Consider the following 26,454-nt stretch of genomic DNA (forward strand, 5'->3'; position numbering starts at 1 on the left):
ATAGTTAAGTGTGTAAGGAGAGAGCATGATGCAACAAATTACGAAAAGACAGATTCAAGTCTTGCTGCAATTTCTTGAGAATCCAGAGCCGATCACTACTAAGGAATTAGCAAGTCAGCGAAATGTAAGCGTACGCACAATCAAATATGACCTAGACGATATTCGTTTGTGGCTTCAAGAAAGGAACCACGACTTAACGAGTAAAAGAAGTCAGGGTGTTTGGCTGGAGCTGAGTGATTCCGAGCGGATCAAGCTGAAAAGCGAATTAATGGAGGTTGACCGGCTGGAATTATTTGCTGATCAAACGTTGCGACTGGATCGCTTGAGTATCCAGCTTATGCTGACAAATCAAGCCATTACCTCTTATGAATTGGCGGAGCGTTTGACAGTCAGTAAAGATACGATCCTCAATGATTTGGATAGTTTAGAAAAGCAGCTGAATTCGTTAGGGTTAAAGCTGGAACGCTTGCCTCGCAAAGGCTTTTTGATCACTGGTTCAGAGCATCAGGTCCGTTTATTAATTGAAGAGGTTTTTCAAAAGGATTTGACTGATTATGATATTTACAAAATCATGGATCTGCTTCTGCAAAGTGAAAAGCAGGACGGATACGAATTGTATTCAGCCAAGGGAACGGCCTTTCAAGAGGTCTTCAATCAGGTGCTTGCGGATATGCGGCAGCTATTAAAGCAGATCGATACGGCGGAGCTAAATTATTCAGAGTTACTGAATATGCTGATTCGAGTGGCGATTGCAACCGTTCGTTTGCAAAATGAGTATACGATCGGCCGCTATCAATTGCTGAATGATCCGAAAGAGCAACGGGAACTCTCTTACTTATTGATGCAGCAAGTTTTCGCACATTATCAGTTGCCTTTGTTTGAAGATGAGTACCGCTATGTTTACAGCGATACCTTCGAAAATGATTTGCAGCAGGACGTGATGGCGTTGACGGAAAACCTGATCCAAAAGGTGAGTAAAAAAATCAACTACTCCTTCTTTAATGATCCGCAGCTGCTGACCAATCTTTATGCGCATTTGTCCATGCGGCTATCGCGCAAACAGAAGTTTGTCAATGAGTACAATCCTTTCAAGGATGATATCAAGGCTAAGTATCCAGAACTCTTTGATGCAATCGAGATGGTGGTGCGAAGAGAGATTCGAGGGAAAAGCTTGCTGATTAATGATTCCTTTATCGCTTATATCGCATTGCACTTTCTCGTTTCTTATGAGAAGGAAGTGGATTTACGAAGTGTTCGAGCGGTATATGTTTGTTCCACTGGTTTAGGAGTGACAAGTTTGATCAAGCAAAAAATCTCAGAGGAGCTTTCAAATATTGAGATTGCGGCTTTTGCTTCGGTACTGAATGCCCAAGAGGTCATTAAGCAGAAGGAACCGGAGTTGGTCATTAGTATCTTTCCGATTGAAGGAATGGATTGCGAATTCATCAAGGTTCATCCGCTGCCGACGAAGCAAGATTTGGAAAAGATTCAGCAGGCCGTTAAAAAAATCTTGAGTCAATCACCGCAAAAAGGGACGAGGAAGCTGAGATTAGAAACACCAGGAAATCGAACATCGCTAGAGGACTTCAGCAAAGAGCTGATTTTACAAGCATATACGATTTATGAAAAGCTTTTGAGTCTGTTTAAGGAGGAGCTTAATCAAGAATACCGCGAAGCCTTTCTGCTGCATGTATTCTTGATGGTCCATCGAATCACCTTCGATCAGCAATATATGATGGAAGGAAATAAAACGGATGAGACAGAAAAAACAGTCTCAACGTACAACCAGCAAATAGAGCAATTATTTTCTGAACACAATCTAGCGATTAATCAATCAGAGATCAATGCATTATTTGCTTATATCAAAAGTTAAATTGTTCTGCTTTTCGCATATATGTTAAAGGAGGAAATGAATGATCGTGACTGAAGAAGCACTACAGATTATTTCGACGAGTAAGTATCAAGAAGAATTAGAAAGTTTAATCAACTGGCTGAAAGAAGAGCTTTCAGCAGTAAACATTGCACCAACGGAATTACAATGGACGATTTTAATCAATCATTTAAATGAGATGCTGAAGCGTTCGAAAGAGCAAGAACGAATTCCAGAGGTTGATCCAGAAATGTTCAGCGAAGTTTCGCAGGAGGCGCTGCGATTAGCTGATGGTGTCGTTCAAAAAATCAGTAATTTAACACAAGACGAAATGTATGTTTTATCGATCCATTTTGAAACAGCTAAGCAAAATTAATTTAGGGGGAAAAGTAAATGATCACAGTAGTAATTGCAGACCGTATGGGTAAAGGACAAAATGTAGCAAAAGGTGTAGAAGCAGCAGGCGGAAAAGCAGTCGTGGTACCGGGAATGGGCGCAGATATGCGTTTAGGTGATGTAATGCAGCAGGAAAATGCGGATATGGGGATTTCATTTTGCGGAAGCGGCGGAGCAGGTGCGCTGACTGCGGCTACAAAATACGGATACCCAGAACGCCACGGGATGCGTTCGATTGAAGAAGGAATAACGGCAATCAATGATGGAAAAACAGTTTTAGGATTCGGTTTTATGGATCAGGAAGAATTGGGGAAACGTCTAGTAGAAGCTTTTGAAAAGAAACACAACTAGGGAGATGAGTAGATGAGTATCCAAGATTGCCAACAAGTCATCGTAGCAGTCGAAGGCAAGGGCGATTCCAAGCAGCATGCGTTTGCTAGTGCACTGGGAGATATCCAAAAGAAAATGATGCAGGAATCCGAAGTGATTTTACGCATTGAACCAGTCGAAGTCGAGGTTATTGAAGCCACCGAAGAATCGTATAAAGAACGTTTTCTCTTTTTCTTCTTTCCAAGAAAAAGGACGAGCTATCATGTAAAGCTAGAAGTAACAGTTAATGTGACGACGCTTCAAGTAAATGACGTGACGTTTACGAAAAAAGTGACGGACGATCCTGATGGGGTTCAAATTCCTATTATTTCCAAAAAGATATAAGCGCAGAAATATCCGTTTTACTTTCTATTTAGTAGGTTCGTAAAAGGATATGCGGTATGAGAAAAATGAATACCGACTAACGAATAAGGAGGATATAGATAGTGGAGTTTACAGTTATCTTAATTAAATCAATCATCATCGGCGGCTTGCTTGGCTTTTCTGCTTCGATGGGTGCGGCGCGAATGTTCCACGCGCCGAGTACACAAGGCTTGGGTGCATTTCGTACTTTAGGCGAAATGAATGCATGTATGGGAGATCCGGCATCGCATTTTTCATTCGGACTGGGCTTTTTCTTCAATGCTTGGGCTTCAACAGTTGGAGCGGGAGCTTTTACACAGGATGTCACCCATCGAATCATTCCGAACTGGGCAGCATCGGTCTTATTAGCTAAAAATAAAAATGTTTCAGAAACCATGCACGATCCTAGAAAAATGGGATTTGTGGGTGCGGTCGTTGGTGCCATCGTTGTTGCTTTCTTAAATTCAACCGCAGCAGCAATTCCATCAGCGTTACAGGTAACAGCAGTAGCCGTATTGGTTCCAGCAGCAACAACCTTGATCAATATCGTAATGCCAGTCATTTTCTGGTTGGCGGCTTTGGATGCAGGGAAACGGACGGGATTCTGGGGCACGTTATTCGGCGGAATCGCGCAATTGATTATGGGAAATGCTGTACCAGGAGTGGTACTAGGAATCTTAATCGGTAAAGGTGTCGATGAGATCGGCTGGTCTAAAGTAACGAAGATGATGATGGGTGCAATTATTTTGCTATTCGTTTTAAGCGGCTTCTTCCGCGGCTTCGATCTGCAAATGTTGGAAAGCTTCAAGCTGCAAGCACCAAACTGGTTGGAAGACATCCATAAAATGTTAGGCTTGAACTAAGCCAGATTGGCAGAATGAAATAAATGGTAGAAAAGTAATTCCATTAATATGAAGAAGAATGTCAGTTCCACTCTTCGCAGTTTACTTACTTCAGCGCGCTAAAAGTTGCAAGTATAAGTAAGCATAAGCTAAAGCCCCTAGTGGAATGATATACGTGACGAGAATAAGAGTTACTTTTTCTTCGGAAAAAGTAACTTCCTAAATAACGAGATAGGATGTCAGTTCCACTTTTCGTAGTTTAGTTACTTCAGCGCGCTAAAAGTTACAAGTATGAGTAAACATAAGCTAAAGACCCTAGTGGAATGATATACGTGACGAGAATAAGAGTTACTTTTTCTTCGGAAAAAGTAACTTCCTAAATAACGAGATAGGAGTGAATCAAATGGATAACACAGAGGAATTGGAAAAGGAACGATTAGCGCTTTCTGAAGAAAAGAAGGCGAAGAGTTTCTGGTATGCTGACTGGGCATTTCCCATCACAGTAGGGATTATGGCTGCGGCAGTATTCGCTGGAACGCATATGTACGTGACCCATGGTGTTGGCGCGTTTAATGAAGTGTCGATTGTGGCAATGTTGAAGGCTGGATTAGATGGTGGTTCTTACGGGGCTGCCGCAGCCTTTGGAGCAAGTTTCTTGTTTGCTCGTATTTTAGAGGGCTCATTGGTGGGGATTCTTGATTTAGGCGGCTCGATTTTAACAGGGATTGGTATCGGTATTCCCGCGATTTTCTTAAGTATGGGAATTCGCGCACCAATCGATAATTTTGCTCTGTCGCTGATCACTGGTGCTGTCTTAGGTTTGTTAGTTGGCGGTGTGATTATTTTGATTCGTAAATTTACGATCAATCAAGCAAATTCAACCTTTGGTGCAGATGTGATGATGGGTGCCGGAAATTCTTCTGGCCGATTCTTAGGCCCGTTGATTATTTTAAGTGCTTGCGGCGCTTCTATTCCGATCGGTATCGGCGCGACCTTGGGAGCATTGGGCTTCTATGCGTGGAAAAAACCAATTGCTGGTGGAGCGATCCTAGGTGCAATGGTACTTGGAACAATCTTCCCAGTAGCACTTCAATAGAAAGAAGGCCAAAGAATGTTTGATTTATTAATCAAAAATGGAAAGTTAATCAGTGGGGAAAAAATAGAGGTCGCTGTTAAGGATGGGGTGATTCTGGCAGCAGAGACTGAGATCGAGTCATCAGCTAAAGAAATTCTCGATCTTGAAGGCAAACATTATCTGTCTGCCGGTTGGATAGACGACCATGTCCATTGCTATGAAAAAATGACGCTTTATTATGATTATCCAGATGAAATCGGAGTTACAAAAGGTGTTACGACGGTGATCGATGCCGGAACAACCGGGGCCGAAAATATTGGTGATTTTTATGAATTGACCAAATCGGTAAAAACCAATGTCTATGCACTAGTAAATATCTCTAAATGGGGAATTGTCGAACAGGATGAGTTGGCTGATCTGACGAAGATTCAGGCTGACCTCGTACGGAATCGTCTAACGGAGCTTCCGCAATTCATCGTCGGGATCAAGGCACGGATGAGTAAAACAGTCGTTGGTGAAAATGGTATTACACCACTAGAACTGGCTAAAGATATTCAACAGAAAAATCAAAACCTTCCATTAATGATCCATATTGGCTCGGCGCCGCCAGAGCTGCAGGAAGTTCTGGAATTATTAGATGAAGGCGATGTATTGACTCATTGCTTTAATGGCAAGCCTAACGGGATTCTGGATAGAGAAACGGATCAGATCAAGGATTTTGCGAAGGTAGCTTATGAAAAAGGCATCGTTTTTGATATCGGACATGGGACGGACAGCTTCAACTTCCATGTAGCTGAAAGGGCGTTAAAAGAAGGAATCAAAGCAACGTCAATCAGTACAGACATTTATCACCGTAACCGTGAGAATGGTCCAGTGTATGACTTGGCAACCACGATGGAAAAATTGAGAGTCGTGGGGTATTCGTGGGAAGAAATTTTAGACAAGGTAACAGCAGTACCCGCAAAATATTTCTATTTAGAGAAAAAGGGTCAACTAGTGAAGGGCTATGATGCAGATCTGACGATTTTTGATTTGGAGGTCGGCGAGAAAACGTTGACTGATTCAAATGGGTTCACGCGAACAGCCAAAGAATTGATCAAGCCAGTGAAAACAATTATTGGGGGCACCATTTATGACAATTAGTTATGATAAATTTGGTTTAAAGGAAGTTATCAATGCTTCAGGAAAGATGACGATTTTAGGTGTATCAAAAGTAGCAGAGAATGTTCTGACGGCGCAACGCTTCGGAGGCGAGCATTTTTTTGAGATGAGCGAGCTTTCTAGCCAAACCGGCGCCTACTTAGCCAAGCTTCTGGAAGTAGAAGACGCTCAGATCGTTTCCTCGGCATCCGCAGGGATCGCTCAATCTGTTGCTGCGATTATTGGAGAAGGCAGTGTCTATCATGCATATCATCCTTACACAGATCGCATCAAAAAACGAGAAATCCTTTTACCTAAAGGGCATAACGTTGATTACGGCACTCCGGTTGAGGTGATGGTGAATCTTGGCGGCGGACAAGTGGTGGAAGCTGGGTATGCGAATGGCTGTTCCGCTGAGCAAATGGAAATGATGATTACCGAAAATACCGCAGCCATTCTCTATATCAAGAGTCATCATACTGTACAAAAGAGCATGCTGACGGTAGCAAATGCAGCGGCTGTTGCTGAAAAGTATCAAGTACCTCTGATCGTAGATGCGGCAGCAGAAGAAGACCTTTATCGTTATAGTAAAGCCGGAGCAGATCTAGTCATTTACTCAGGAGCTAAGGCGATCGAAGGACCTAGCAGCGGTCTAGTCATCGGTAGAAAAAAGTATGTTGAATGGGTTCGTCTGCAAGGTAAGGGAATCGGTCGTGCGATGAAGATCGGTAAAGAGAATATTTTAGGTCTGACACAAGCGGTGGAGGATCGCTTAGAGCACGGAAGTGAAACGGGTGATTCAATGAAAGAACGTTTGACACCATTTATCGAAGCGATCAATCAAATTGACGGACTGAAAGCAACGATGGTTCAGGATGGTGCTGGACGGGACATTTATCGCGCAAGCGTGAAGGTTATAGACCAATCCGCAAAAGCAGTAATTGCTGCTTTGAAGGCGGAGGACCCGGCGATTTATACAAGGGAATACCAAGCCAATAATGGGATCATCGAGTTCGATATTCGTGCAGTAAATGAAAGAGAAATGGAAAAAATCATCACACGACTAAAAGAAATCATGTAAACAAATAAAACTAATAAACGAGGTGCGTATATAGAATGTCATTAACCCCAAAGTATTATAACGATCGAGTGTGTTTGAATGTTTTAGCGAACTCAGTCGAAAACGCTCGCGACTGCTATACAGCAGCAGAAGGTCATGTTGTTTTAGGTGTACTATCGAAAAATTATGATAGCGATGCTGCTGCTATTGAAGATATGGAAAAATATCAAGCAGCCACTGAGAACGCGTTATCTGTTGGACTGGGTGCCGGTGACCCCAATCAAAGTCAGATGGTCACACGAATTTCCGGCAAGCTGCAGCCGCAGCATGTAAATCAAGTTTTCACAGGAGTCGGAGCATCACGAGCATTACTGGGACAAAAAGATACAGTGATCAATGGTTTGGTCTCGCCCTGCGGCAAAGTCGGCTATGTCAATATTGCGACCGGCCCGTTGAGTTCCCAAACAACAGAAGCCATTGTGCCAATTGAAACAGCAATAGCTCTATTAAAAGATATGGGCGGCAGCTCTGTTAAGTACTTTCCAATGAAAGGCTTGGCATGTAAAGAAGAATACCAAGCAGTAGCGAAGGCCTGCGCTGAAAATGATTTCTATTTGGAACCAACTGGCGGTATTGATTTAGCGAACTTCCAAGAAATCGTAAAGATCGCACTAGATGCTGGTGTCGAAAAAGTAATCCCGCATATTTATAGTTCGATTATCGATCCAGCAACAGGGGATACCCGACCAGAGGATGTCGCAGCACTATTAGCGATGGTAAAAGAAATCGTATAAGTATATGAAAGAGCATGGGATTGCCTCCATGCTCTTCTTTGTTGAGAATAAATCAGTTTGCCGTTTATTGACAGCGCTTTAAAAATGATGTAAGTTAAGAGACAACATGACGAGATAGGCGGTCAAATTTTTTTAGCTTATCTCGTGAATTATTGCACAAAATAATAGAGTAGGAGGAAACGAAATGATTGAAACGTTTGTATTTTCAAGTGAGAGTATATTTTTACGGGAGGAAGATCAAGCAAATGTCCAGCAGCTGTTGGATTATTTGAAAAGTCGTAAGCAGCAGATCGGCATAGTCTTCTATGATCAAGCGATGATGAATCACGTTCTGCTAGAGCATCACTTAGCGGATTATTTAGATTTTTCAATCAATGGTGAAGACGCTGAAGTCATTTCACCTGGGTTAGTCGACTTTTTGAAGGTAGAACTGAGTCATCGAAAAGTGACTTTCATCTCGAATTCTCTAGAACAATTGGCTGAAGCTGAAGCGTTAGGCTTCAAACCAATTTATATTGCGGAAGACTGTGATAAAGAAACCGTGCCCTGCCAATCTTTTAGAGATTTCAATCAACTGCACTTGGGAGTCATCGAAAGCCGGTTTGAAAAATTGATGTAGTATGCAATCGAATAGTGAAAAGAGCCTTAGGCAGTTTTCTTTTTAAAACTGTTTAAGGTTTTTGTTTTGGTTATTTTATGACTTCTAGAATGATCATAAAATCAATGATCTTAAAATGAGTAATTGTTTAATTAGATTAGCTCATGATAAATTCATAATGTGCATAATATTTTTGGGTTATAGAAGATTAGAGCTACTAACGCTGGATTTTGAAAAACAGTCCTTAAAACTTTATATTGACAATCTTTTGGCAACTGGTATAATCAAAAAAATAAAATATTTTCTGAATATTCCAAATAAAATAACGATTAGCGGCAATAAGATTCATTAGATTAGATAGTTATTTTTTAATCTTATTCTAAAAATACAGAGACGGGGAGTTAATTATTTTATGGAGAAAGAACTGCTACGGGTCGAAGAGCTCACAGTCAAATTTCGAACCTATAACGGAGAAGTAACTGCCGTAAATAATTTAGATCTTCTATTAAATGAAAACGAGACATTAGGGATTGTTGGCGAAAGCGGCAGTGGAAAAAGCGTGACTTCATTAAGTATTATGGGGCTATTAGAGGAAGCAACAAGTCGGGTCAGCGGAAAAGCCTTGTTTAAAGGCACCGACTTGATAGCTATGAAAGAGAAGGAAAAGCAGCAGTATCGCGGCAATCAGTTGGCGATGATCTTTCAGGAACCGATGACCTCTTTGAATCCGCTCCATAAATGCGGAAGTCAAATTATTGAATCTATGCGGATTCACACGGATATCTCAAAAGCAGATGCAAAGGAAAAAGCGATTGAGCTGTTAAAGCTTGTAGGAATCCCAGCTCCTGAACAGCGCTTCAATGAATACCCTCATCAGATGTCTGGCGGGATGCGGCAACGAGTGATGATCGCAATGGCACTTGCTTGTGATCCTCAGCTTTTGATTGCGGATGAACCGACAACGGCATTGGATGTAACGATTCAAGCGCAAATATTAGAAGTATTAAAGGAATTAAGAGATCGTCTCAAAATGGGGATTATTCTGATTACTCATGATTTAGGGGTGGTATCGGAAGTCTGCGATCGCGTGATTGTGATGTATACCGGAAAAGTCGTGGAGCAGGGATTGATTCGTGAAATCCTAGACAATCCTAAGCATCCTTATACAGAAGGATTGATTGCTGCGATTCCAAATATTCTAGATGAAAAAGGAAAGCTGAACAGTATTGAGGGAATGGTTCCTCAGCTGGATAACATGCCGAAAGGATGCAGCTTCCACCCTCGCTGTCCTTATGCGATGGCTATCTGTAAAGAGAAGCGGCCAGCGTTGACGACGGGAGAAGACGGCCGCAAGGTTCGCTGCTTTAAGTATTCGACGGAAGAAGAGACCGAGGTGACGACGTAAAATGATGACACAAGAACCGATTATTACGATGGAGCACGTCAAACAGTATTTTGAAATTCGTGATGGCAAAGGAAAAAAAGGAACACTGAAGGCAGTGGACGATGTTTCGCTAACCGTAAATAAGGGTGAGACCTTCGGCATTGTAGGCGAGAGCGGCTGTGGGAAAAGTACCTTGGGGAAAACCATGTTGAACCTTGGTGCAGTGACCGACGGAACGATCATCATCGATGGGCAGGATGTCAGCGCCTTCAAGAATCGCAAAGAAAAAATAGCCTTTGGATCAAAGGTTCAGCTCGTTTTTCAGGATCCATCCGCCTGTTTAAATCCTCGAAATAAAATCAGAGATATATTGGCGGAGCCTTTTCAAATCCATCACAAAAAAGATATGACCAAGGCAGAGATTGAAGCAGAAATCGACCGCTTATTGACAATGGTTGGTTTAGCACCAGATTACAAGAAGCGATACCCCCATGAAATGTCAGGCGGGCAGAAGCAGCGGATCGGGATCGCTCGAGCACTGGCTTTAAAACCAGACATCATCATTTGTGATGAGCCTGTTTCCGCGTTGGATGTGTCGATTCAGGCACAAGTCATCAACCTGCTAGTAGAGCTGCAGGAACAAATGAATCTGACTTATTTCTTTATTTCCCATGATTTAGGAGTTGTTTATCATTTATGCGATCGAATCGCTGTAATGTATTTAGGAAATGTAGTAGAGCTGGCAGATCGGGATGCTCTATACAAAGATACACTGCATCCTTATACGAAAGCGCTGATCTCGGCAGCACCGACGATTGATAAAGAAAAGACGGAACGAATCGTATTGACTGGAGATGTTCCAAGTCCTGCGAATCCGCCTAAAGGCTGCAAATTCCATACCCGCTGTCCATTTGCGATGGAAAAATGCAAAACAGTCGTGCCCGAACTGATGGAGGTAAAGGACAACCATTTTGTGGCCTGTCATTTGCACGATAAGAAAGAGGAAACAGAAGCACCATAAAAATCAGAATTAATTTTTCTTTTGAAAAATTAAATTACATTTAGCAAAAATAAGGAGGAGTACAAGGGTATGAAAAAAAGAAAGATGTTGTGGAGCGTCATTTGTTTAGTGATGTTGACACTTGCCGGTTGTGGCGGCGGGGGCGGCAGTACTGACGGATCAAACGATGGTGGCAGCGGTGATGGCGGCAAGACATTGGTAGTCGGGATGGCATCTGATTTGAAGACTTTGGATCCTCACCATGGCTATGAAGTTTATGGAAACATGGTGTATTATGCGCTTTACGATTATTTGTATCGCACGTTTGATTCATCAACACCAGAGCCTTCATTAGCAGAATCACATGAATTGGATGATTCGCAAAAGGTTCATACATTTAAAATCAAAGAAGGCGTGAAATTCTCCAGCGGCAATGAGCTGACTTCTAAAGATGTGAAGTTCAGTGTCATGCGAACGAAAAACCTGAAAAGTAATACGAGTCATCATACTGAAAACGTTGAAAGCATTGAAACACCAGATGATTATACGGTGAAATTCACGTTGAAAGAACCAGACGCAGCGTTCCTTGTTAAATTAGCGAACAACTCCTTCGCGATCGTGGATTCAGAGGTCGTTAAGGAACATGGCGGGACGGATGCGGAGGATGCATCGTCTAAAGATACTGCTGAAAAATGGTTGAATGCTAACTCAGCTGGATCTGGCGCGTATGTTTTGGACAAATGGAAACAAAACGAAGAGCTAAGTCTGGTCAAAAATGACAAATACTGGGGCAAAGTGAAAAACGATAAGGTCATTTGTAAAGAAATTCCAGATGTAAATACTCAGATCCAAATGTTGAAACAAGGCGACATTGATATCGCGTTAGGTATCGGTGTGGACAATGTATCGCAATTGAAGGATCAAGAAGGCGTGAAGATCAAAAACTATGTTGGCTCAACAACGACCTTCCTATTAATGAACCAAGATGAAAAAATTGGCGGACCAATGGCGAATCCGAAAGTGCAAGAAGCGGTTCGTAAAGCGATCAATTACAAGGAACTATTGAAGATTTCAGGTGACGAAGCAGTGTTGCCGCTAGATATCGTGCCAAAAGGCTTTGTCGGTGCTTTAGAAAAAGAAAAAGACTACCAAGATTTGGATGAAGCGAAGAAGCTGATGGAAGAAGCTGGCTACAAAGACGGCTTTGACGTGAAATTCACTGTAGCAAACTTTGATACAGAAGGAATGTCATGGACCACCTTAGGCCAAAAAATCAAAGACGATTTGGAAAAAATCGGGATCAATGCGAAGATCGAAACATCTGAGATTGGTGTCGTAATCGATTCTTACCGTGAAGGAAAAGAAGCCTTCTTAATGATGCACTGGCATCCAGATTACATGGATATCAATAACCAGCTAGTCTTCTTACCAGGCGACACCGTTGGGGAACGTGCGAAATGGGCAGACACTTCAAACGAGAAGATGGCTGAACTGAAGAAAACGATTCAAACAGAATCAGATGAAGAAAAACGTTCAGCGGCTTCAGAAGAATTGCAAAAGCTATTGGCAAACGACATGCCATATGCGTTCTTAGTTCAACATCCGAAAGTATTGGCTTACCGCGATAACTTGAAGGGTGTCAGCTACTTTGAAGTACAAAAAATCAATTTCCAAGATGTCAGTATCAACTAACCAAAGGGCAAGGGGCAAAAGTGTATGAGGAATATGGCTAGGTTTTTATTACGGCGCTTATTATTTGTTTGCTTTTTGATCATTGGGGTGACGTTTTTAGTATTCATGATCTCGCATCTCGTTCCCAGTGATCCAATTGCATCGAATATGAGTCCAAATGCGATGAGCGATCCTGCAGCGGTAGCGGCTTATAAGGCCCGCTGGGGATTAGACAAACCGCTAATGGAGCAATACTTTATCTATCTGAGCAACTTGTTGCGGGGAGATCTAGGGACTTCGATTCGCACCGGTAATCCTGTTATCAGTGATTTAAAACAGTTTTTCCCTGCGACTTTGGAACTATCCATCATGGCTATGCTGATCGCCGTTTTATTCGGGATCACGTTTGGGATCATCTCTGCGGTTTATCGCAACAAGCCGTTTGATTATCTAGTTCGTACTATCTCAATCAGCGGGGTCTCGATCCCAAATTTCTGGTTCGCACTAGTCATGCTGCTGCTTTTCTATTCTAAATGGCGGTTGTTTCCAGGCGGCGGGCGAGTCAGTTCGCGTATCTCCGCACCGACAGGAGGAACAGGACTTTATGTTTGGGACGCCTTAACCAGTGGGAACTGGGCATTGCTAAATGACGCGCTCTCCCATCTGATCCTGCCGGCGATTGTTTTAGGGTTCTTTACTATGGGATTGATCTCACGGCAGACGCGTTCGAATCTGTTGGAGGTTTCTTCATTGGATTATATCCGCACCGCAAAAGCTAAAGGGCTGTCCCAACGTCAAATCGTTTTGCGACACGCGTTAGGAAATGCCTTGATTCCTGTAATAACCGTCATGGGTATGGGCTTTAGCAACTTGCTAGGCGGTATGGTCTTCGTTGAAAAAATCTTTTCATGGCCGGGGATTGGACAGTATGCATATCTTTCGGCAACAACGTTGGACTTTCCGGCGATCTGCGGCGTTTCATTATTGATCGCGATGGTCAATGTGATACTGAATCTCTTGATTGATATCCTTTATGGAGTCATCGACCCGAGAGTGAGGTACAGCTAATGAAACGACTATTGAAGCAAAAGAATTTCTTGTTCAAACTAGGATTGATTATCTGTGCGCTATGGGTGATCGTGGCGGTATTTGCACCGCTGATTGTTCCGAAAAATCCATTAGCGCAGGATATGATGGGGCGCTTTTTAGCCCCTGGCTCATCCGGTCATTTACTTGGAACGGATGAATTAGGTCGAGATGTTTTCTCTCGGGTATTAATGGGAAGTCGTGTATCGATTACCGCTGGATTAGTAACAGTCTGTATCACGATCGTTATTGGGACAATCTATGGTGGTATCGCCGGATATGTCGGTGGTATCATCGATGATATCATGATGCGTTTTGCAGAATTGATTGCAGCATTTCCACCGCTGATCTTGGCGATGGTAATCGCTGCTGCACTAGGACCAAGTATTTTTAACTCGGTTTTGGCGATGACAATCATTTGGTGGCCCAATTATGCACGATTGATGCGAAGTCTCGTGATTACTTTGAAGGAAAATGAATACATCGTTGCTTCCAAAGTTTTAGGTGCTAGTCATTTGCGAATCCTAGTTAAAGAGATCGTTCCGAATGCCTTAGGCTCATTATTAGTTATGGCAACACTGGATATTGGGAATGCGATTGTTACCTTTTCAGGGTTGAGTTTTTTAGGATTGGGTACGCAACCGCCAACTCCTGAGTGGGGATCAATGGTATCCGATGGGGTCAATAATATGAACTATTGGTGGATTTCCACCTTCCCAGGTATCGCGATCTTCTCTATGTCGATCGGCGCGAACTTTGTTGGTGACGGCCTGCGTGACTATCTCGATCCAAAAATCAAAAATAAATAAATCGATAGAAGTCTGTCTCATGAATCACATGAGGCAGGCTTTTTTCGCCCGTTCATTTTTTATGTTAGGACGATTAAGTGAAAGATTAGGCGTAAAACCATTATTATTGCTTTATTAATGGTTGCGAGCGCTGGTTTTTCACAGATTAATAAGAAGGCGGATTAGTCAGAATGATATGTATAAGAAAAATCCTTACTATACGCAGTGGAGAACAGTAATAATTAATGTTTATAAATTATATATTCTTTTCCGAAAGAAATTATTTTAATAATGAAATGTGATAAACTTATTGTTGAATATAAAACTCAGGTATACGAAAGAGAGAAGGTGAAGAGTTTGGGTAAACATACTGATCCAAATGAAAAATCGAAAGGCAAATATGTCGTGATCGGCCTGGCGGCACTTCTATTGGCGGGTGGTGCTTATTTTGGTGTGACACGCGTGTTGAATTATTCAGCAGAAAAACCAAAAGAGGCAGTCACCGCTAAGGACAGCCCATCTTCGTCAAAGGAAAAACCTGCTGCCAGCAGTAAGAAGAAACCGGCTAAGAAAAAAACAGAGAAGAGCTCTGAGAAGAAGACGACAAAATCATCTAAGAAAAAGACAAAAGAATCTAGTACAAGTAAGAAACAGGAAAGCTCTGAAAAAAAGGCGGCTAAGAAAAAGACTTCAACAAAAGCGAAAAAGAAACCGGCTAGTTTAGATGCGGGAGCTTTAACCCAGAGTGCTGGAAAAGTGTATTATGGTGTTCATTATTTTAAGGACAAACAAGATTTTTCTAGTGACAATTCTGAACCAACGATCGCTGCCAACGTCATTGAGTTGTTTATCATGGATTATGCCCTTGCTCAAAAAGACGGCGGTGATCAGATGATCCAAGAGAAGAAGCTGACGGAATGGCTGGTTCCGATGATCCAACAAAATGATATTAATGCAACCAACGTATTGATTGATCATTATGGAATGGACAAACTGAATGACTATTTCAAGACACAGGGATATCCTGATACGCGGATCGAACGTCGAATGGTGGATATCAATGTTCGCATAACTGACAATGATAATTACACGTCATTGAATGATTGCATGAAGCTGTTGAAAAAGATTTACGATGATCGTGAAAAGGAACCGCAGAAAACGATGATGGAAATATTGAAGGGGCAGGTTATCCGTACAAAGATTCCACAGAAATTACCGGAAAATACTGCAGTCGCAAATATTACTGGAGAACAACAGAATGTCGAAAATGACATCGGACTCGTTTTAACAGAGGACAACCCATTCGCGATTGTTGTGTTGACAAAAGAAGTTTCAGATATCGTGAAAACTAGAACAGCGATCGCTGATTTTAGTTTAGCCGCAACAAAATTGAAATAGACTTAGAGGAGCTTACTGAAGAAAATTCGGTAGGTTCTTTTTTAGTTCTGCAGAAAAAATTAGCTATAATAATAAGCCGGAAGAAGTGGTATATTGAAAGAATTGTGATTTTTTTCGATATTATTATGATAAAATAAACACATGAAACAGTGGTTATCATTATTTTAATGGATTTAACAAAGGGAAAAAGGAGCGATTTTAAAATGAAACTATGTCCAAGATGTGGAGAGGAAAATAGCGATCGATCACTATTTTGTGAGCATTGCGGCTATGAATTTGCAAAATCAGAAACATCGCCAAAGAGGAGTCAGGGAGCAAATCTGCAGGAAACGGCGCCTATATCAGATTATACACCGAATCCTCAAAAATCCAGTGTTCCCAAATGGGCCTTCATGATCGCTGGGTTAGCGTTGTTGGCAGTTGTTATGGGTGTCGGTTTTGCTATGGCTGGGCGTAATAATAATGAGACACAGTTGCCAGCAACATCTTCGACCTCCAGCACAATTGATACTAGTAAATACGATGAAATCATCGCTGAGGCCAAGGAATTAACAATCAATGGCGACTATAAAAAATCAAACCTCAAGCTGAGCCGTATTCCCGCTAGTGATTTAGGCAAGAGTGAATTTTCAGCCATTGCTGATGAGGTAGACGATCTAACTGAGAAGAATGAAGAAGGATTGAAGCAAGAAGAGGACAAAGAAGCTGCTCAAAAAGCACAGGAAAAGGATCGTCCAGCAGTAAGGACTTCTGGGAGCACGAGCGGCTTTAGCGGCGATTATGCGAAATGGGCGAATACCTATTATTTCTATTACTCGCAAACTAGCCAAAGGCAAACTGCTTTGACGATTGGTGCGAATGGTAGTGTAACCCAGAAAAATGTTAACGGCACACAATATTTTGGGAAGGCAACGATTACAAGTGCTAGCGGCGATGTTTTGAGTTATGAGACGAACGAGCAGTATCCAACAGAAATGCCGGATACTAAACTGATCAATCCGAACGTCCAAATCACGGTGACTTGGGACGGTGGAGGTACCCAGATCTATTACGGCTACATCTCCTATTCTTCACGTTTGGCATTGACCGATGGTGTTTCGAAAAATGATGGGGTCAATGAGGTCTGGATCTCTTAAAAACGGAAAGAAAGAAGATGAAACCTTTTGGGAAGACACTCCAGTCCGAAAAAAACGAGAAACGCTAAATACCTTTTGATGGGGATGCTTTTTCTTATACTAGCAGGCTCCTCTTACCTAGTGGTGAATACCTTTTTCGCCCAGCAGCAGGAAAATGTGCCGCAAAAAGTTAAGGAAAGCCGTTCGGAAAAAATAAGTTCAAAACCAAAGCTTGAAACTAGTGAGGCAAAGACTGCGAGTACCAGCAGTACACAACAATCAAGTGCTCCTGAACCACAATTAGATACGGCCCCGTTAATAGCAAGCGCGGATCAAGTTTACTATGGGATTCATTATTTCAATCAGAATAGAGATATTTCTAGTGATAATTCAGCGCCGACTATCTCTGCGAGTGTGATTAAAGTCTTTATTATGGAGTACGCTTTTACAAAAGCTGATCCCAATGAACGGATTGAAGAAAAGCCACTTAGTGATTGGATCGTACCGATGATTCAGCAAAGCGATAACGAGGCTGCAAATGTACTGATCTCTCATTTCGGTATGGCGAATCTGAATGAGTATTTCCAGACACAAGGCTATCACGATACACGTGTGGAGCGAATGATGCTGGATAATGAAGCACGTAGTCAAGGAAGAGAAAACTATACGTCGTTGAATGATTGTATGTCTTTTTTGAAGAAGCTCTATCAGCAGCAAACTGCATATCCTCAATCAGCGATGCTAGATATAATGAAGGGGCAGGTGCTTCGTACGAAAATTCCGAGTAAACTACCCGAAAATGTCCTAGTAGCGAATAAAACAGGGGAACTGGATAATGCAGAAAACGATATTGGTTTGGTTTTATCCGAAGAGAATCCTTTTGCGATTGTTGTGCTGTCGCAAAATTTTAAGAGTGTGGAAGGGATTCGAGGGGCTATCGGCGAATTTACTTTGGCTGCGACAAAAATTTATCAATAAGTTAGAAAAAAAGAAAATCGGTTTTGCTTTAGAGAGCTAAAGCAGCGCCGATTTTTTTGTGTAAAAAGAAGTGTGTGAATTTAGAAAATTAAGTATTCGGATATGGATAATTAATAGTACACGTAAAACACATTCTAACTTATATGGTTGTTAATGGAGATACGATAGAGTTTCTCTGTAAATCGTTTTCAAATAGTCGTTGACAAAGAGGGAGGATGGTTATATATTTAATTTGCGAATAGAACCATTGGCTCTTTTTTAGAACCGAAGGATTTTTTCGAAGCACTTAAACTATTTTAGTCAATTGCTGAGAAGGGAGACAGAAGATGAAGACAGCAGTTTTTTATGGAATCAAGGATTTAAGGATCGAAGAGTGTGACATGCCGGAGGTTTCGGAGAATAAAATTCTAATTAAAATCGAGGCTTGTGCTCTTTGTACCTGGGAGCAGAGGGTATATACAGGGGTTAAAAAAGTTGAATATCCTTTTATCGGCGGTCATGAGATCGCGGCAGAGATCGTTGCTTTGGGAAGCAGCATCGATAAGACAAAATGGCAGGTAGGAAATAAGGTGGTTTTCGGAACGAACCTTGCTTGCGGCGATTGTGATTTTTGTAAAAGCGGTGAGGAACAGAACTGCATAGACTTCAATCACAGTAAGCATTTAGAAGGTCTTCCCCACAAAGGAATGGGTGGTTTGTCGGAATATATGTTAGTTGAGCCGAAGCATCTCTTCCATTATTTTGGTGTAGCCCCTGAGGAAGCGGCTTTAACAGAACCGTTATCTTGTGTCGTTCACAGCTGCGAGACGGCAGATATCCAGTATGGCGACTTGGTAGTGGTCATCGGCTGCGGCATCATGGGATTACTGCATGTTGCATTGGCCGTAAAAAGCGGGGCTAGAGTGATTGCCTGCGACTTAAATTCAGAACGCTTGGAACTGGCTAAAAAAATCGGAGCACATTATGTTGTTGATTCTTCGAAAGAGGTGCTCCCAGCTAAAGTCAAAGAAATCAGTCGAAATCTTGGGGCCAATGTAGTTTTTGATACGACACCGATCCATAGTGTTGTGGAAGAAGCGATCGAGCTGGTTTCAAATACGGGCAAAGTGATCCTTTATTCGTCATTTTATCCAGATGAGCCAGTAAGCTTTAGTCCGGATAAGCTGCATAAAGGCGGCTACTCGATCGCGGGGACAGCAAACTCGAACAGTCGAGATTTTGTTCGAGCTTCTAAAATGATCAGCGAACGTATAATCGATATGCGACCGTTTATTAGTGAGATTGTGTCCTTTGATGATGTGAAGGCAGGATTCGAATCGGCAATCGAAGGAGATAAATACCGAGTGGTTGTGAGATTTTAAATCATGAAGCAATAAATCAATAAGGCAATGCTAGTATGGTGGGTAGTTGTATAAAAAATCGGTTATAATCAAGAGTGAAAATTTGTTTGATTTAATAATAATAATTATGCAGCTGCCTGTCTGTTTTGATAGAAGTCTTTATGAACTCCCTATCCAAGACAAGGCGAGTGAAGGGAGGATTATCGAAGTGGAAGAGTTTATTCCAAAGTATAAAAGAATCAGCGATGATATTCAAAATTTAGCCAAAGTGTTGAGTGGTCAAGGAAAACCGCTGCCCAGCGAACGCAAGCTGTCAGAAACATTTAACGTAAGCAGAACGACGATAAAACGTGCGCTGGAATCACTGGAAAGGCAAGGCATCGTTACCTATATTGAAGGCAAAGGCTTTATTATTCCAGATCGGGATGTGAAGGTTGTTTCAAGTATGCATGTTTCTGGGTTTTATGAAGATATTGTTTCACGTAAAAAGAAAATCAGCTCCAAGGTGTTGAAAAAAAACGTCATTCAAGCCGATCAAAAATTGAGTAAAGAACTTCAAATCGCGGAAAATGATTACGTTTTCTACCTTTTACGTTTACGGAGTGTCGATGGAACAGTTTATTCATTAACGGAAAGTTTTATTCCGATTGCACGTTGCCCAGAGATTGGTTCCTTTGATTTGACGGATAAATCTCTTTGGAAGGTGTTGAACCAATTCGGGATATATCCAGAGATCATCAGTCAGCGAGTAAGTGCTCGGATGGCCAATTATTCAGAAATCGAATACTTGAATATTTCAAATCCTGCGGTGGTCATGGTCGTTAACAATATGGCCTATTGGAATGAGAAGCCGATTGAACTTTCTTATGTCTATACGGATGTATTCTCAACAAATCTTGAATATCGTTTTAGTAAATAAAACGAGGGGGAAGATTCATGTTAGTAACATTAAGTGAACTTTTGAAGGATGCGAAAGAAAAGAAATACGCAGTTGGGGCATTTAACGTACCCAATCTCGAAGCAATACGAGCCGTTATTCAAGCGGCGGAAGAACTGGATTCACCCGTGATTTTACAGCATGCAGAAGTACATGAAAATCTGATTCCACTAGAGGAAATCGGACCGATCATGCTTCAGTATGCTAAAGCAGCGAAAGTTCCTGTTGCGGTCCATTTGGATCATGGAGCGTCTTTTGATATGTGTGTCAAAGCGATTCGATTAGGCTTTACTTCTGTGATGTATGATGCGTCCAGCAAGGAATATGAGGTCAATTTGGCAGAATCCAAAGAGATCGTAAAAATCGCTCATGCCGCGGGAGTAAGTGTTGAGGCTGAATTAGGACATATCTTTACGTCGGCAATAGGCGGCGGAGAAGGAAGAGGGTCAGATTCCAGCGAGGATTATGAAGATTTGGATGATGTATACACAGATCCTGATTTGGCCAAGTCATTCGTGGAGGAGACCGGCGTTGATTGTTTAGCAATCGGTTTTGGTACCGTCCACGGCGTTTATTTGAAAGAACCAAAGCTTGACCTAAATCGAATTCTTCAAATCAAAGAGAAAATCGATGTGCCTTTTGTAATGCATGGCGGCTCCGGCGTATCAGAAGAAAATTATCGAACCGCAATAAAAAATGGCATTTGCAAGATCAACTATTATACCTATATGAACAAAGCAGCCGGCAAAGCTATGCAGGAGGAGTTGGAGAATTTCTCAGAAGGCTCAGTGTTCTTCGATGAGCTGTCACTCAAAGCAACAGCGGCTATGAAGAGCAATGTAAAAGCAGCGATGGAGATTTTTAAGAACCCTTGATCCATTCACGTTAAGTCAATTTGATGGAGGAGAAAAGATGGAGAAGATTGCGGCATCGATCATGTGTGGAGATCAATTGGCGTTGGGACAGGAATTGGAAGCTCTGTATGAGGCGGGGATTGATTGGCTGCATTGTGACGTAATGGACGGTGTCTATGTAAATAACTTGGCGATGGCGCCTTATGTGCTGGAACCAATTATTGGAACCGGAAAATTTACTACTGATATTCATTTGGCTTGTGCGGACCCAGAAAAATACATCGAGATGTTTGCGCCATTGGCTCCAGATTATTTGACTTTTCATCTCGAAGCGACCAAAGAGCCAGATGAACTAGTGAAAAAGATCCATGACCACGGTCTGAAGGCAGGAATTGCAATAAATCCTGAAACACCAATTGAAACACTCTTTCCTCATTTAGCTTCAATAGAATTAGTCCTCGTGATGACGGTTAATCCTGGCTTTGCCGGTCAAAAATTTCAATGGTCGGTTTTAGATAAGCTTGAGTGCTTGAACCGTCAGCTTGAAGCACAAAAAACAAGGCCTCTGATTGAAGTTGATGGCAACATCAATTCTAAAACAGCAGCTGCCATTAGTAGGATCGGTGCGACCATCTATGTTGTTGGAACATCTGCACTCTTCAATACCAAACCAGGTACTTATACCGAAAAGGTGGAGAGTCTGAAGCGGAGCTTGGTCTCAATAGAAGAAGATCGAAACTTGTCTTAATATTTTAGGCAAGTTTTTTTATTGCCTATTTCGCTACATAAATCAGTCGTCTATACAGATTTTTTATGACGTGTTACTCTTTCATTAGAGTAAGACTTAGTGAGTGAAATGGAGCGGAGCAAATGACGAAGGAAGAATTTTTAAACCAGATAAAAGGCGGCTTGATTGTTTCTTGTCAGGCCTTGCCTGGCGAACCTTTATATACTGAGAATGGAGGAATAATGCCACTGCTCGCAACAGCTGCAAAAGAAGGCGGCGCCGCAGCAATTCGCGCCAATTCTGTGAGGGATATTCAAGAAATTAAAGCGGCAGTGGATCTGCCTATGATCGGTTTGATCAAAAAACAATATCCGCCGGAGGAGCCATTTATTACTGCTAGTATGCAGGAAGTGGATGAGTTGGCGACAATAGGAATAGAGGTTATTGCACTGGATTGTACGATGCGTAAACGTCATGATGGACGGACGGTCAATCAATTTATTCAACAAATCAAAGAGAAGTATCCTAAACAATTATTGATGGCAGATATTGCCACTTTTGAAGAAGGAGTGAATGCTTATCAAGCAGGTGTTGATTTTGTGGGTACGACTTTAAGCGGTTATACTGCGGAAACAGCCGATCGCAAAGGGCAGGGACCAGATTTTGAATTGATTGAAAAGTTAGTTGCTGCTGGTTTGCCTGTTATTGCGGAAGGACAGATTCATACACCTGAACAAGCGAAAAAAATCCAAGCAATGGGAGTATGCGGAATCGTTGTTGGCGGCGCGATTACCCGACCAAAAGAGATTACGGCGCGGTTTACAGCGGAATTAACTGATCATAAGTAGTACGTCTGATTTTAAACATGGAGTGGTTTTCAATATATACTAAGTGTGTCATCGAAGTTTCTTATCGTATGGAGTGATTGAACTTTTCAATACGATAAGAAATTTTGATGGCCTTTTTACGTTGTTTCACTAAAAATATTCTGTGAAACATAGACAACAAATCTAATTTTATTTTCAGAATTCTATTGACAAGGATAGAAAACCTGATAAACTGAGTTTGTGGATAAAATATCCCAAAACGTTAATAATGGAGGATAATTTTTATGGAGAATTTGAAAGTTGCTGTTGTTGGTGCGGGTATTTATGGCATCCATCATGTCGATGTCTATAAGCAAAATCCATTTGTTGAGTTGGTAGCTGTATGCGATTTCAATGCAGAAATTAGGGGGAAAATAGAAAAAAAGTACAAGGTAAATACTTATGCTACGGTGGAGGAAATGCTCGCTAATGAGAAATTGAATGCGGTTTCTATTGCCACGCCAGATCATTTACACGTAGAGCCAGCTGTTGCCTGTATCAATCATGGTCTTGATGTATTGATAGAAAAACCGTTAGCTACGACGGTGAAAGACTGTCAAATTATTTTGGATGCTGCAGAAAAGAATCAGGTCAGAGTTGCGGTTGATTTTCATAAGCGATGGGACCCAGCGGCTATTTACACCTACAATCAGTTAAAAGAATCTGAGAACGGCTACCCAATTCGCGGCTACATGAATATGGATGACACAATCGATGTTCCTACTAAGTGGTTCAAGTGGGGAAATGCCTCTGATCCAATCGATTTTCTAGGAGTACACTGCGTCGATTTAATGCGCTGGTATATGAACTGTGAAGTCACTGAGGTCTATTCAGTAGGTTCAAAGAAGCTGCTGCCTAGTCTGGGCGTAGATACTTACGACAGTGTCCAATCGATTATTACTTTTGAAAACGATTGCACATGGACGTTGGAAAATTCTTGGATTTTACCATCAGGCTTCGCCAAAGTAAATGACAGTCGCACGGCAGTCCTGACATCAGAAAAGTACATTAGGATCAATAATCAAGATCGTGGTGTTGAGATGGCAGACAAAGAAAAAACACACACTCCAAATGTCTTCTTCTTTAATGATTTCAATAATAAAGTGGTCGGCTTCGGGGCAGATCCGATTAACAGTTTTATTGATAGTCTAATCGATGGTTCTGATTTTGTGGCAGATGTATATGATGGCTTACAAGCAGCTAAAGTTACCGATGCGATTCATGAAAGTTTAAGAACAGGAGAACGGGTTAAGCTTCAATAAAACAAATAATGGGAGGAATCAAATATGGCAAAGCAAAGAATTGTCAGAGTGGATTACAGATTGATACATGGGCAAGTTGTTGTGAAATGGATCAAATACCATCCAGTGAATCGTATCATTGTGGCAGACGATGAGCTGAAAAATGATGATTTCATGTGTGACATCTATAAGCTTGCCGCTCCGGGAAACGAAGTGGAGATTGTTTCTGTGGCAGAGCTGGAGGAAACGCTGAATAAAAAAAATGATGATGTCATGATTATTTTTAAAGATATTAGAAATGCTCAGCGGGCATTGGAGAATGGTGTGGAGCTAGTTGAGTTGAATGTTGGGGCTGTTCAAACTGGTAAAGCTAGTCAATTTGTGACATCCGGTGTTGCATTGACGATGGAAGAATTTGAAACATTGAAGCAGTTGGATACTCAGGGACTAAATGTCTACATTCAACCAATTCCTGAAAACGAGAAGATCACGTTAGAAAGTATTGCTAATAAAATCAAATAGTCAGGGGGAAATACTATGGATAATAGTGTAATGATGGCTGTCGCAATGGCATTGGTCTATTGGCTAAGTCGTGGAATGATCGGAGGATATTTTGCCTTATTTTTTATTGGAAATCCGATTTTTATAGGGATTATCTCCGGTTTGATTTATGGGGATGTGGTGTCTGGCCTAATGATTGGAGGAGGGATAGCTGCTGTATTTGCTGGGATCATCGCTCCTGGTGGAAACTTGCCAACTGATCAGGGAATGGCAGCGGCAACGATGATACCGATTGCTCTAAATACGGGATTATCAGTAGAGCAGGCAATCGCATTTGCTGTTCCATTGGGGCTTTTAGGAGCGCAATTATTGAATTTACGTAAGATTATTAATGTTCCTTTAGTGCATAAGGCAGATGAATATGCTGAAAAAGCGGATACTAAAGGAATTGCCCGAACAGCTATCTGGTATCCTGCGGCAACTTCTTTTCTATTATTGTTTTTACCAGTATTTATCGTTGTACTATTTGGACAGGACGTTATGCTGAATCTTTTAAAAATTGTGCCAGAATGGATTATGCATGGCTTAGAAGTTGCTGGTGGTGTTTTACCTGCGGTTGGTTTTGCCCTGATCATCAATTCTATTGGAAAACCTAGGCTGATTCCCTATATTATCATTGGGTTTGTTTGTGTCTCAGTATTGGGAATGAACTCTTTAGTTACAGGGATCATTGCAATTTCGATCGCCTTCATTACTGTGTTAAATCGCAAGCAGCTTTCTGAATCGATGGGAGGGTAATAAAATGGAAAAAAATGAAAAAAAACTGACGCGTTCAGATATCAATAAAACGATGTTCAGATGGTATTTTTCCACTGAAATATCTTTAAACTATGAAAGAATGCAATCAATTTCTTTTACTTATTCATTGATGCCTGTGCTAGAAAAACTATACGACACGACGGATGATTTGAAGCTGGCTTTAAAGCGGCATCTCGAACTATATAATACAAACTGTACGGCTGGCGGTTTGATTTTAGGTACGGTACTAGCTATGGAAGAAGAAAAAGCGAATGAAGGAACGATTTCAGACGAAGCAATTATTGGTATTAAAACAGGGTTGATGGGGCCGGTTGCGGCGTTCGGAGATTCATTTAGCGCGGGTACATTGCAGACTTTATGCATACTAGCCGCCAGCACTCTGGCTGCAGGCGGCTCGTTCTTCGGTTTGTTAATGCTCTTTTTAGGGAATTTTATTTTGATGTGCGAATTGGTTTTGACAACGAATCTCACTTATATAAAAGGTCGCGAAGCGATAAAGGATGTATTATCTTCTAGACTAATGACCGATGTTTTAGAGGGTGCCAATATTTTAGGAATGATGATGATGGGGGCTTTGACAGCATCTATGGTAACGTTGGTCACACCACTGGCTGTCACATTCGGCGAAACAAAAATGAAGATTCAAGATAATTTTGACAATTTGATTCCGGGGCTTTTCTCAATATTAGTTTTGTTTTTGTTCTATTATTTAATTGGAAAGAAAAAAGTTAGTATTTCAAAAGTGATCTTCGGTACGATCCTCGTATCAGTCGCTTTATCATTCTTTGGAATCGTTTAAAAGGAAAGGGAAAGATTAACATGAAGGGAATTTTACTTGTCAGCCATGGGAATTTGGCAGAGGGAATGCGGGATACGCTGGAGCTTTTTTCAGGTCAGCTGGAGCAGCTTGATACCCTGACGCTATCAGCGGGTGAAGATATCATGGACTTTAGAGCTGCGTTATCTGACAAAGTTGATTTGATTGATACAGGAGACGGGGTAGTCATTTTCTGTGATTTAGCTTTTGGTACTCCTGCTAATATTGCAGCAAAGCTATTAACAGATACGCAGTATAAGGAGAGGCTTCAAATCATTACTGGTATGAACTTGCCGTTAATTTTGGAATATAGTCAATTAAGGTCAGAAAATGTTGATTTTAATGATATGATTAGTGTAGGAAAAGATGGTATCATGAATTTGAATCAAACGTTGAATATTTGATTGACTCACTAATACTAAAGG

28 protein-coding genes are annotated in these 26,454 nt (G+C 41.5%); all 28 read left to right on the forward strand.

The window, feature by feature from the left end; translation table 11 throughout:
* The first annotated feature begins 28 nt into the window (after positions 1 to 28).
* On the forward strand, positions 29 to 1,873 hold the full coding sequence (locus IGI67_RS15410; protein WP_429958293.1) for a BglG family transcription antiterminator: 1,845 nt from the start codon (positions 29 to 31) through the stop codon (positions 1,871 to 1,873).
* Between the two features lie 40 nt (positions 1,874 to 1,913).
* A complete protein-coding gene (locus IGI67_RS15415; protein ID WP_207107778.1) occupies positions 1,914 to 2,246 on the forward strand; it encodes a PRD domain-containing protein in 333 nt (110 codons plus the stop codon).
* Between the two features lie 17 nt (positions 2,247 to 2,263).
* Complete coding sequence (locus IGI67_RS15420; RefSeq protein WP_207107777.1) at positions 2,264 to 2,617, forward strand: glycine-rich SFCGS family protein; 354 nt, start codon at positions 2,264 to 2,266, stop codon at positions 2,615 to 2,617.
* Between the two features lie 12 nt (positions 2,618 to 2,629).
* Positions 2,630 to 2,980: a DUF4312 family protein gene (locus IGI67_RS15425; protein ID WP_429958294.1), complete on the forward strand. Its 351-nt coding sequence runs from the start codon at positions 2,630 to 2,632 to the stop codon at positions 2,978 to 2,980.
* Between the two features lie 101 nt (positions 2,981 to 3,081).
* Positions 3,082 to 3,861 (forward strand): DUF4311 domain-containing protein, encoded by a 780-nt coding sequence (locus IGI67_RS15430; protein WP_207107775.1) that lies wholly within the window; start codon positions 3,082 to 3,084, stop codon positions 3,859 to 3,861.
* A gap of 382 nt (positions 3,862 to 4,243) precedes the next feature.
* Positions 4,244 to 4,936: a DUF4310 family protein gene (locus IGI67_RS15435; RefSeq protein WP_429958295.1), complete on the forward strand. Its 693-nt coding sequence runs from the start codon at positions 4,244 to 4,246 to the stop codon at positions 4,934 to 4,936.
* 15 nt (positions 4,937 to 4,951) lie between these two features.
* Positions 4,952 to 6,058: an amidohydrolase/deacetylase family metallohydrolase gene (locus IGI67_RS15440; RefSeq protein ID WP_429958296.1), complete on the forward strand. Its 1,107-nt coding sequence runs from the start codon at positions 4,952 to 4,954 to the stop codon at positions 6,056 to 6,058.
* Positions 6,048 to 7,136, forward strand: coding sequence for a DgaE family pyridoxal phosphate-dependent ammonia lyase (locus tag IGI67_RS15445; RefSeq protein WP_429958297.1), 1,089 nt, complete (start codon positions 6,048 to 6,050; stop codon positions 7,134 to 7,136). Before IGI67_RS15440 ends, IGI67_RS15445 begins: the two co-directional genes overlap by 11 nt.
* A gap of 35 nt (positions 7,137 to 7,171) precedes the next feature.
* On the forward strand, positions 7,172 to 7,909 hold the full coding sequence (gene dagF, locus IGI67_RS15450; protein ID WP_429958298.1) for a 2-dehydro-3-deoxy-phosphogluconate aldolase: 738 nt from the start codon (positions 7,172 to 7,174) through the stop codon (positions 7,907 to 7,909).
* A gap of 184 nt (positions 7,910 to 8,093) precedes the next feature.
* Complete coding sequence (locus IGI67_RS15455; protein WP_207107770.1) at positions 8,094 to 8,528, forward strand: hypothetical protein; 435 nt, start codon at positions 8,094 to 8,096, stop codon at positions 8,526 to 8,528.
* Positions 8,529 to 8,919: 391 nt separating this feature from the next.
* Positions 8,920 to 9,912 carry an ABC transporter ATP-binding protein gene (locus tag IGI67_RS15460; RefSeq protein WP_207107769.1) on the forward strand — a complete coding sequence of 331 codons (993 nt, stop codon included), beginning with the start codon at positions 8,920 to 8,922 and terminating at the stop codon, positions 9,910 to 9,912.
* A 1-nt stretch (position 9,913) separates the two neighbouring features.
* Positions 9,914 to 10,912: an ABC transporter ATP-binding protein gene (locus tag IGI67_RS15465; protein ID WP_429958299.1), complete on the forward strand. Its 999-nt coding sequence runs from the start codon at positions 9,914 to 9,916 to the stop codon at positions 10,910 to 10,912.
* A gap of 69 nt (positions 10,913 to 10,981) precedes the next feature.
* Complete coding sequence (locus IGI67_RS15470; RefSeq protein WP_207107768.1) at positions 10,982 to 12,583, forward strand: ABC transporter substrate-binding protein; 1,602 nt, start codon at positions 10,982 to 10,984, stop codon at positions 12,581 to 12,583.
* A gap of 24 nt (positions 12,584 to 12,607) precedes the next feature.
* Positions 12,608 to 13,630, forward strand: a complete 1,023-nt coding sequence (locus IGI67_RS15475; RefSeq protein WP_207107767.1) for an ABC transporter permease — start codon at positions 12,608 to 12,610, stop codon at positions 13,628 to 13,630.
* Positions 13,630 to 14,457 (forward strand): ABC transporter permease, encoded by an 828-nt coding sequence (locus tag IGI67_RS15480; protein WP_429958300.1) that lies wholly within the window; start codon positions 13,630 to 13,632, stop codon positions 14,455 to 14,457. The genes IGI67_RS15475 and IGI67_RS15480 overlap by 1 nt, the downstream gene beginning before the upstream one ends.
* Positions 14,458 to 14,793: 336 nt before the next feature.
* Positions 14,794 to 15,834, forward strand: a complete 1,041-nt coding sequence (locus tag IGI67_RS15485) for a serine hydrolase (protein WP_429958301.1) — start codon at positions 14,794 to 14,796, stop codon at positions 15,832 to 15,834.
* A 203-nt stretch (positions 15,835 to 16,037) separates the two neighbouring features.
* Positions 16,038 to 16,970, forward strand: coding sequence for a zinc-ribbon domain-containing protein (locus IGI67_RS15490; RefSeq protein WP_429958302.1), 933 nt, complete (start codon positions 16,038 to 16,040; stop codon positions 16,968 to 16,970).
* 120 nt (positions 16,971 to 17,090) lie between these two features.
* On the forward strand, positions 17,091 to 17,927 hold the full coding sequence (locus IGI67_RS15495; RefSeq protein WP_429958303.1) for a serine hydrolase: 837 nt from the start codon (positions 17,091 to 17,093) through the stop codon (positions 17,925 to 17,927).
* 326 nt (positions 17,928 to 18,253) lie between these two features.
* Positions 18,254 to 19,288, forward strand: a complete 1,035-nt coding sequence (locus IGI67_RS15500) for a zinc-dependent alcohol dehydrogenase (RefSeq protein WP_429958304.1) — start codon at positions 18,254 to 18,256, stop codon at positions 19,286 to 19,288.
* Between the two features lie 187 nt (positions 19,289 to 19,475).
* On the forward strand, positions 19,476 to 20,186 hold the full coding sequence (locus IGI67_RS15505) for a GntR family transcriptional regulator (protein ID WP_429958305.1): 711 nt from the start codon (positions 19,476 to 19,478) through the stop codon (positions 20,184 to 20,186).
* A 17-nt stretch (positions 20,187 to 20,203) separates the two neighbouring features.
* Positions 20,204 to 21,079: a class II fructose-bisphosphate aldolase gene (locus tag IGI67_RS15510; RefSeq protein ID WP_429958306.1), complete on the forward strand. Its 876-nt coding sequence runs from the start codon at positions 20,204 to 20,206 to the stop codon at positions 21,077 to 21,079.
* 37 nt (positions 21,080 to 21,116) lie between these two features.
* On the forward strand, positions 21,117 to 21,806 hold the full coding sequence (locus IGI67_RS15515) for a ribulose-phosphate 3-epimerase (protein WP_429958307.1): 690 nt from the start codon (positions 21,117 to 21,119) through the stop codon (positions 21,804 to 21,806).
* Positions 21,807 to 21,928: 122 nt separating this feature from the next.
* Positions 21,929 to 22,633, forward strand: coding sequence for an N-acetylmannosamine-6-phosphate 2-epimerase (locus IGI67_RS15520; protein ID WP_429958308.1), 705 nt, complete (start codon positions 21,929 to 21,931; stop codon positions 22,631 to 22,633).
* Positions 22,634 to 22,896: 263 nt separating this feature from the next.
* Positions 22,897 to 23,913 carry a Gfo/Idh/MocA family protein gene (locus IGI67_RS15525; protein WP_429958309.1) on the forward strand — a complete coding sequence of 339 codons (1,017 nt, stop codon included), beginning with the start codon at positions 22,897 to 22,899 and terminating at the stop codon, positions 23,911 to 23,913.
* Positions 23,914 to 23,937: 24 nt separating this feature from the next.
* On the forward strand, positions 23,938 to 24,414 hold the full coding sequence (locus IGI67_RS15530) for a PTS sugar transporter subunit IIB (RefSeq protein WP_429958310.1): 477 nt from the start codon (positions 23,938 to 23,940) through the stop codon (positions 24,412 to 24,414).
* A gap of 15 nt (positions 24,415 to 24,429) precedes the next feature.
* Positions 24,430 to 25,191 (forward strand): PTS mannose/fructose/sorbose/N-acetylgalactosamine transporter subunit IIC, encoded by a 762-nt coding sequence (locus IGI67_RS15535; RefSeq protein WP_207107756.1) that lies wholly within the window; start codon positions 24,430 to 24,432, stop codon positions 25,189 to 25,191.
* Positions 25,192 to 25,195: 4 nt separating this feature from the next.
* Complete coding sequence (locus IGI67_RS15540) at positions 25,196 to 26,011, forward strand: PTS system mannose/fructose/sorbose family transporter subunit IID (RefSeq protein ID WP_207107755.1); 816 nt, start codon at positions 25,196 to 25,198, stop codon at positions 26,009 to 26,011.
* A gap of 20 nt (positions 26,012 to 26,031) precedes the next feature.
* Positions 26,032 to 26,433, forward strand: a complete 402-nt coding sequence (locus tag IGI67_RS15545) for a PTS sugar transporter subunit IIA (RefSeq protein WP_207107754.1) — start codon at positions 26,032 to 26,034, stop codon at positions 26,431 to 26,433.
* The last annotated feature ends 21 nt before the right edge of the window (positions 26,434 to 26,454 follow it).

This window comes from Enterococcus sp. AZ196 (genome assembly GCF_050498845.1).
Taxonomy (GTDB): domain Bacteria; phylum Bacillota; class Bacilli; order Lactobacillales; family Enterococcaceae; genus Enterococcus_A; species Enterococcus_A murrayae.

Coding starts and splice junctions, on each gene's coding strand:
- IGI67_RS15410 (WP_429958293.1), top strand. CDS start 29: ATGCAACAAATTACGAAAAGACAGATTCAAGTCTTGCTGCAATTTCTT.
- IGI67_RS15415 (WP_207107778.1), top strand. CDS start 1,914: ATGATCGTGACTGAAGAAGCACTACAGATTATTTCGACGAGTAAGTAT.
- IGI67_RS15420 (WP_207107777.1), top strand. CDS start 2,264: ATGATCACAGTAGTAATTGCAGACCGTATGGGTAAAGGACAAAATGTA.
- IGI67_RS15425 (WP_429958294.1), top strand. CDS start 2,630: ATGAGTATCCAAGATTGCCAACAAGTCATCGTAGCAGTCGAAGGCAAG.
- IGI67_RS15435 (WP_429958295.1), top strand. CDS start 4,244: ATGGATAACACAGAGGAATTGGAAAAGGAACGATTAGCGCTTTCTGAA.
- IGI67_RS15440 (WP_429958296.1), top strand. CDS start 4,952: ATGTTTGATTTATTAATCAAAAATGGAAAGTTAATCAGTGGGGAAAAA.
- IGI67_RS15445 (WP_429958297.1), top strand. CDS start 6,048: ATGACAATTAGTTATGATAAATTTGGTTTAAAGGAAGTTATCAATGCT.
- dagF (WP_429958298.1), top strand. CDS start 7,172: ATGTCATTAACCCCAAAGTATTATAACGATCGAGTGTGTTTGAATGTT.
- IGI67_RS15455 (WP_207107770.1), top strand. CDS start 8,094: ATGATTGAAACGTTTGTATTTTCAAGTGAGAGTATATTTTTACGGGAG.
- IGI67_RS15460 (WP_207107769.1), top strand. CDS start 8,920: ATGGAGAAAGAACTGCTACGGGTCGAAGAGCTCACAGTCAAATTTCGA.
- IGI67_RS15465 (WP_429958299.1), top strand. CDS start 9,914: ATGATGACACAAGAACCGATTATTACGATGGAGCACGTCAAACAGTAT.
- IGI67_RS15470 (WP_207107768.1), top strand. CDS start 10,982: ATGAAAAAAAGAAAGATGTTGTGGAGCGTCATTTGTTTAGTGATGTTG.
- IGI67_RS15475 (WP_207107767.1), top strand. CDS start 12,608: ATGAGGAATATGGCTAGGTTTTTATTACGGCGCTTATTATTTGTTTGC.
- IGI67_RS15480 (WP_429958300.1), top strand. CDS start 13,630: ATGAAACGACTATTGAAGCAAAAGAATTTCTTGTTCAAACTAGGATTG.
- IGI67_RS15490 (WP_429958302.1), top strand. CDS start 16,038: ATGAAACTATGTCCAAGATGTGGAGAGGAAAATAGCGATCGATCACTA.
- IGI67_RS15500 (WP_429958304.1), top strand. CDS start 18,254: ATGAAGACAGCAGTTTTTTATGGAATCAAGGATTTAAGGATCGAAGAG.
- IGI67_RS15510 (WP_429958306.1), top strand. CDS start 20,204: ATGTTAGTAACATTAAGTGAACTTTTGAAGGATGCGAAAGAAAAGAAA.
- IGI67_RS15515 (WP_429958307.1), top strand. CDS start 21,117: ATGGAGAAGATTGCGGCATCGATCATGTGTGGAGATCAATTGGCGTTG.
- IGI67_RS15520 (WP_429958308.1), top strand. CDS start 21,929: ATGACGAAGGAAGAATTTTTAAACCAGATAAAAGGCGGCTTGATTGTT.
- IGI67_RS15525 (WP_429958309.1), top strand. CDS start 22,897: ATGGAGAATTTGAAAGTTGCTGTTGTTGGTGCGGGTATTTATGGCATC.
- IGI67_RS15530 (WP_429958310.1), top strand. CDS start 23,938: ATGGCAAAGCAAAGAATTGTCAGAGTGGATTACAGATTGATACATGGG.
- IGI67_RS15535 (WP_207107756.1), top strand. CDS start 24,430: ATGGATAATAGTGTAATGATGGCTGTCGCAATGGCATTGGTCTATTGG.
- IGI67_RS15540 (WP_207107755.1), top strand. CDS start 25,196: ATGGAAAAAAATGAAAAAAAACTGACGCGTTCAGATATCAATAAAACG.
- IGI67_RS15545 (WP_207107754.1), top strand. CDS start 26,032: ATGAAGGGAATTTTACTTGTCAGCCATGGGAATTTGGCAGAGGGAATG.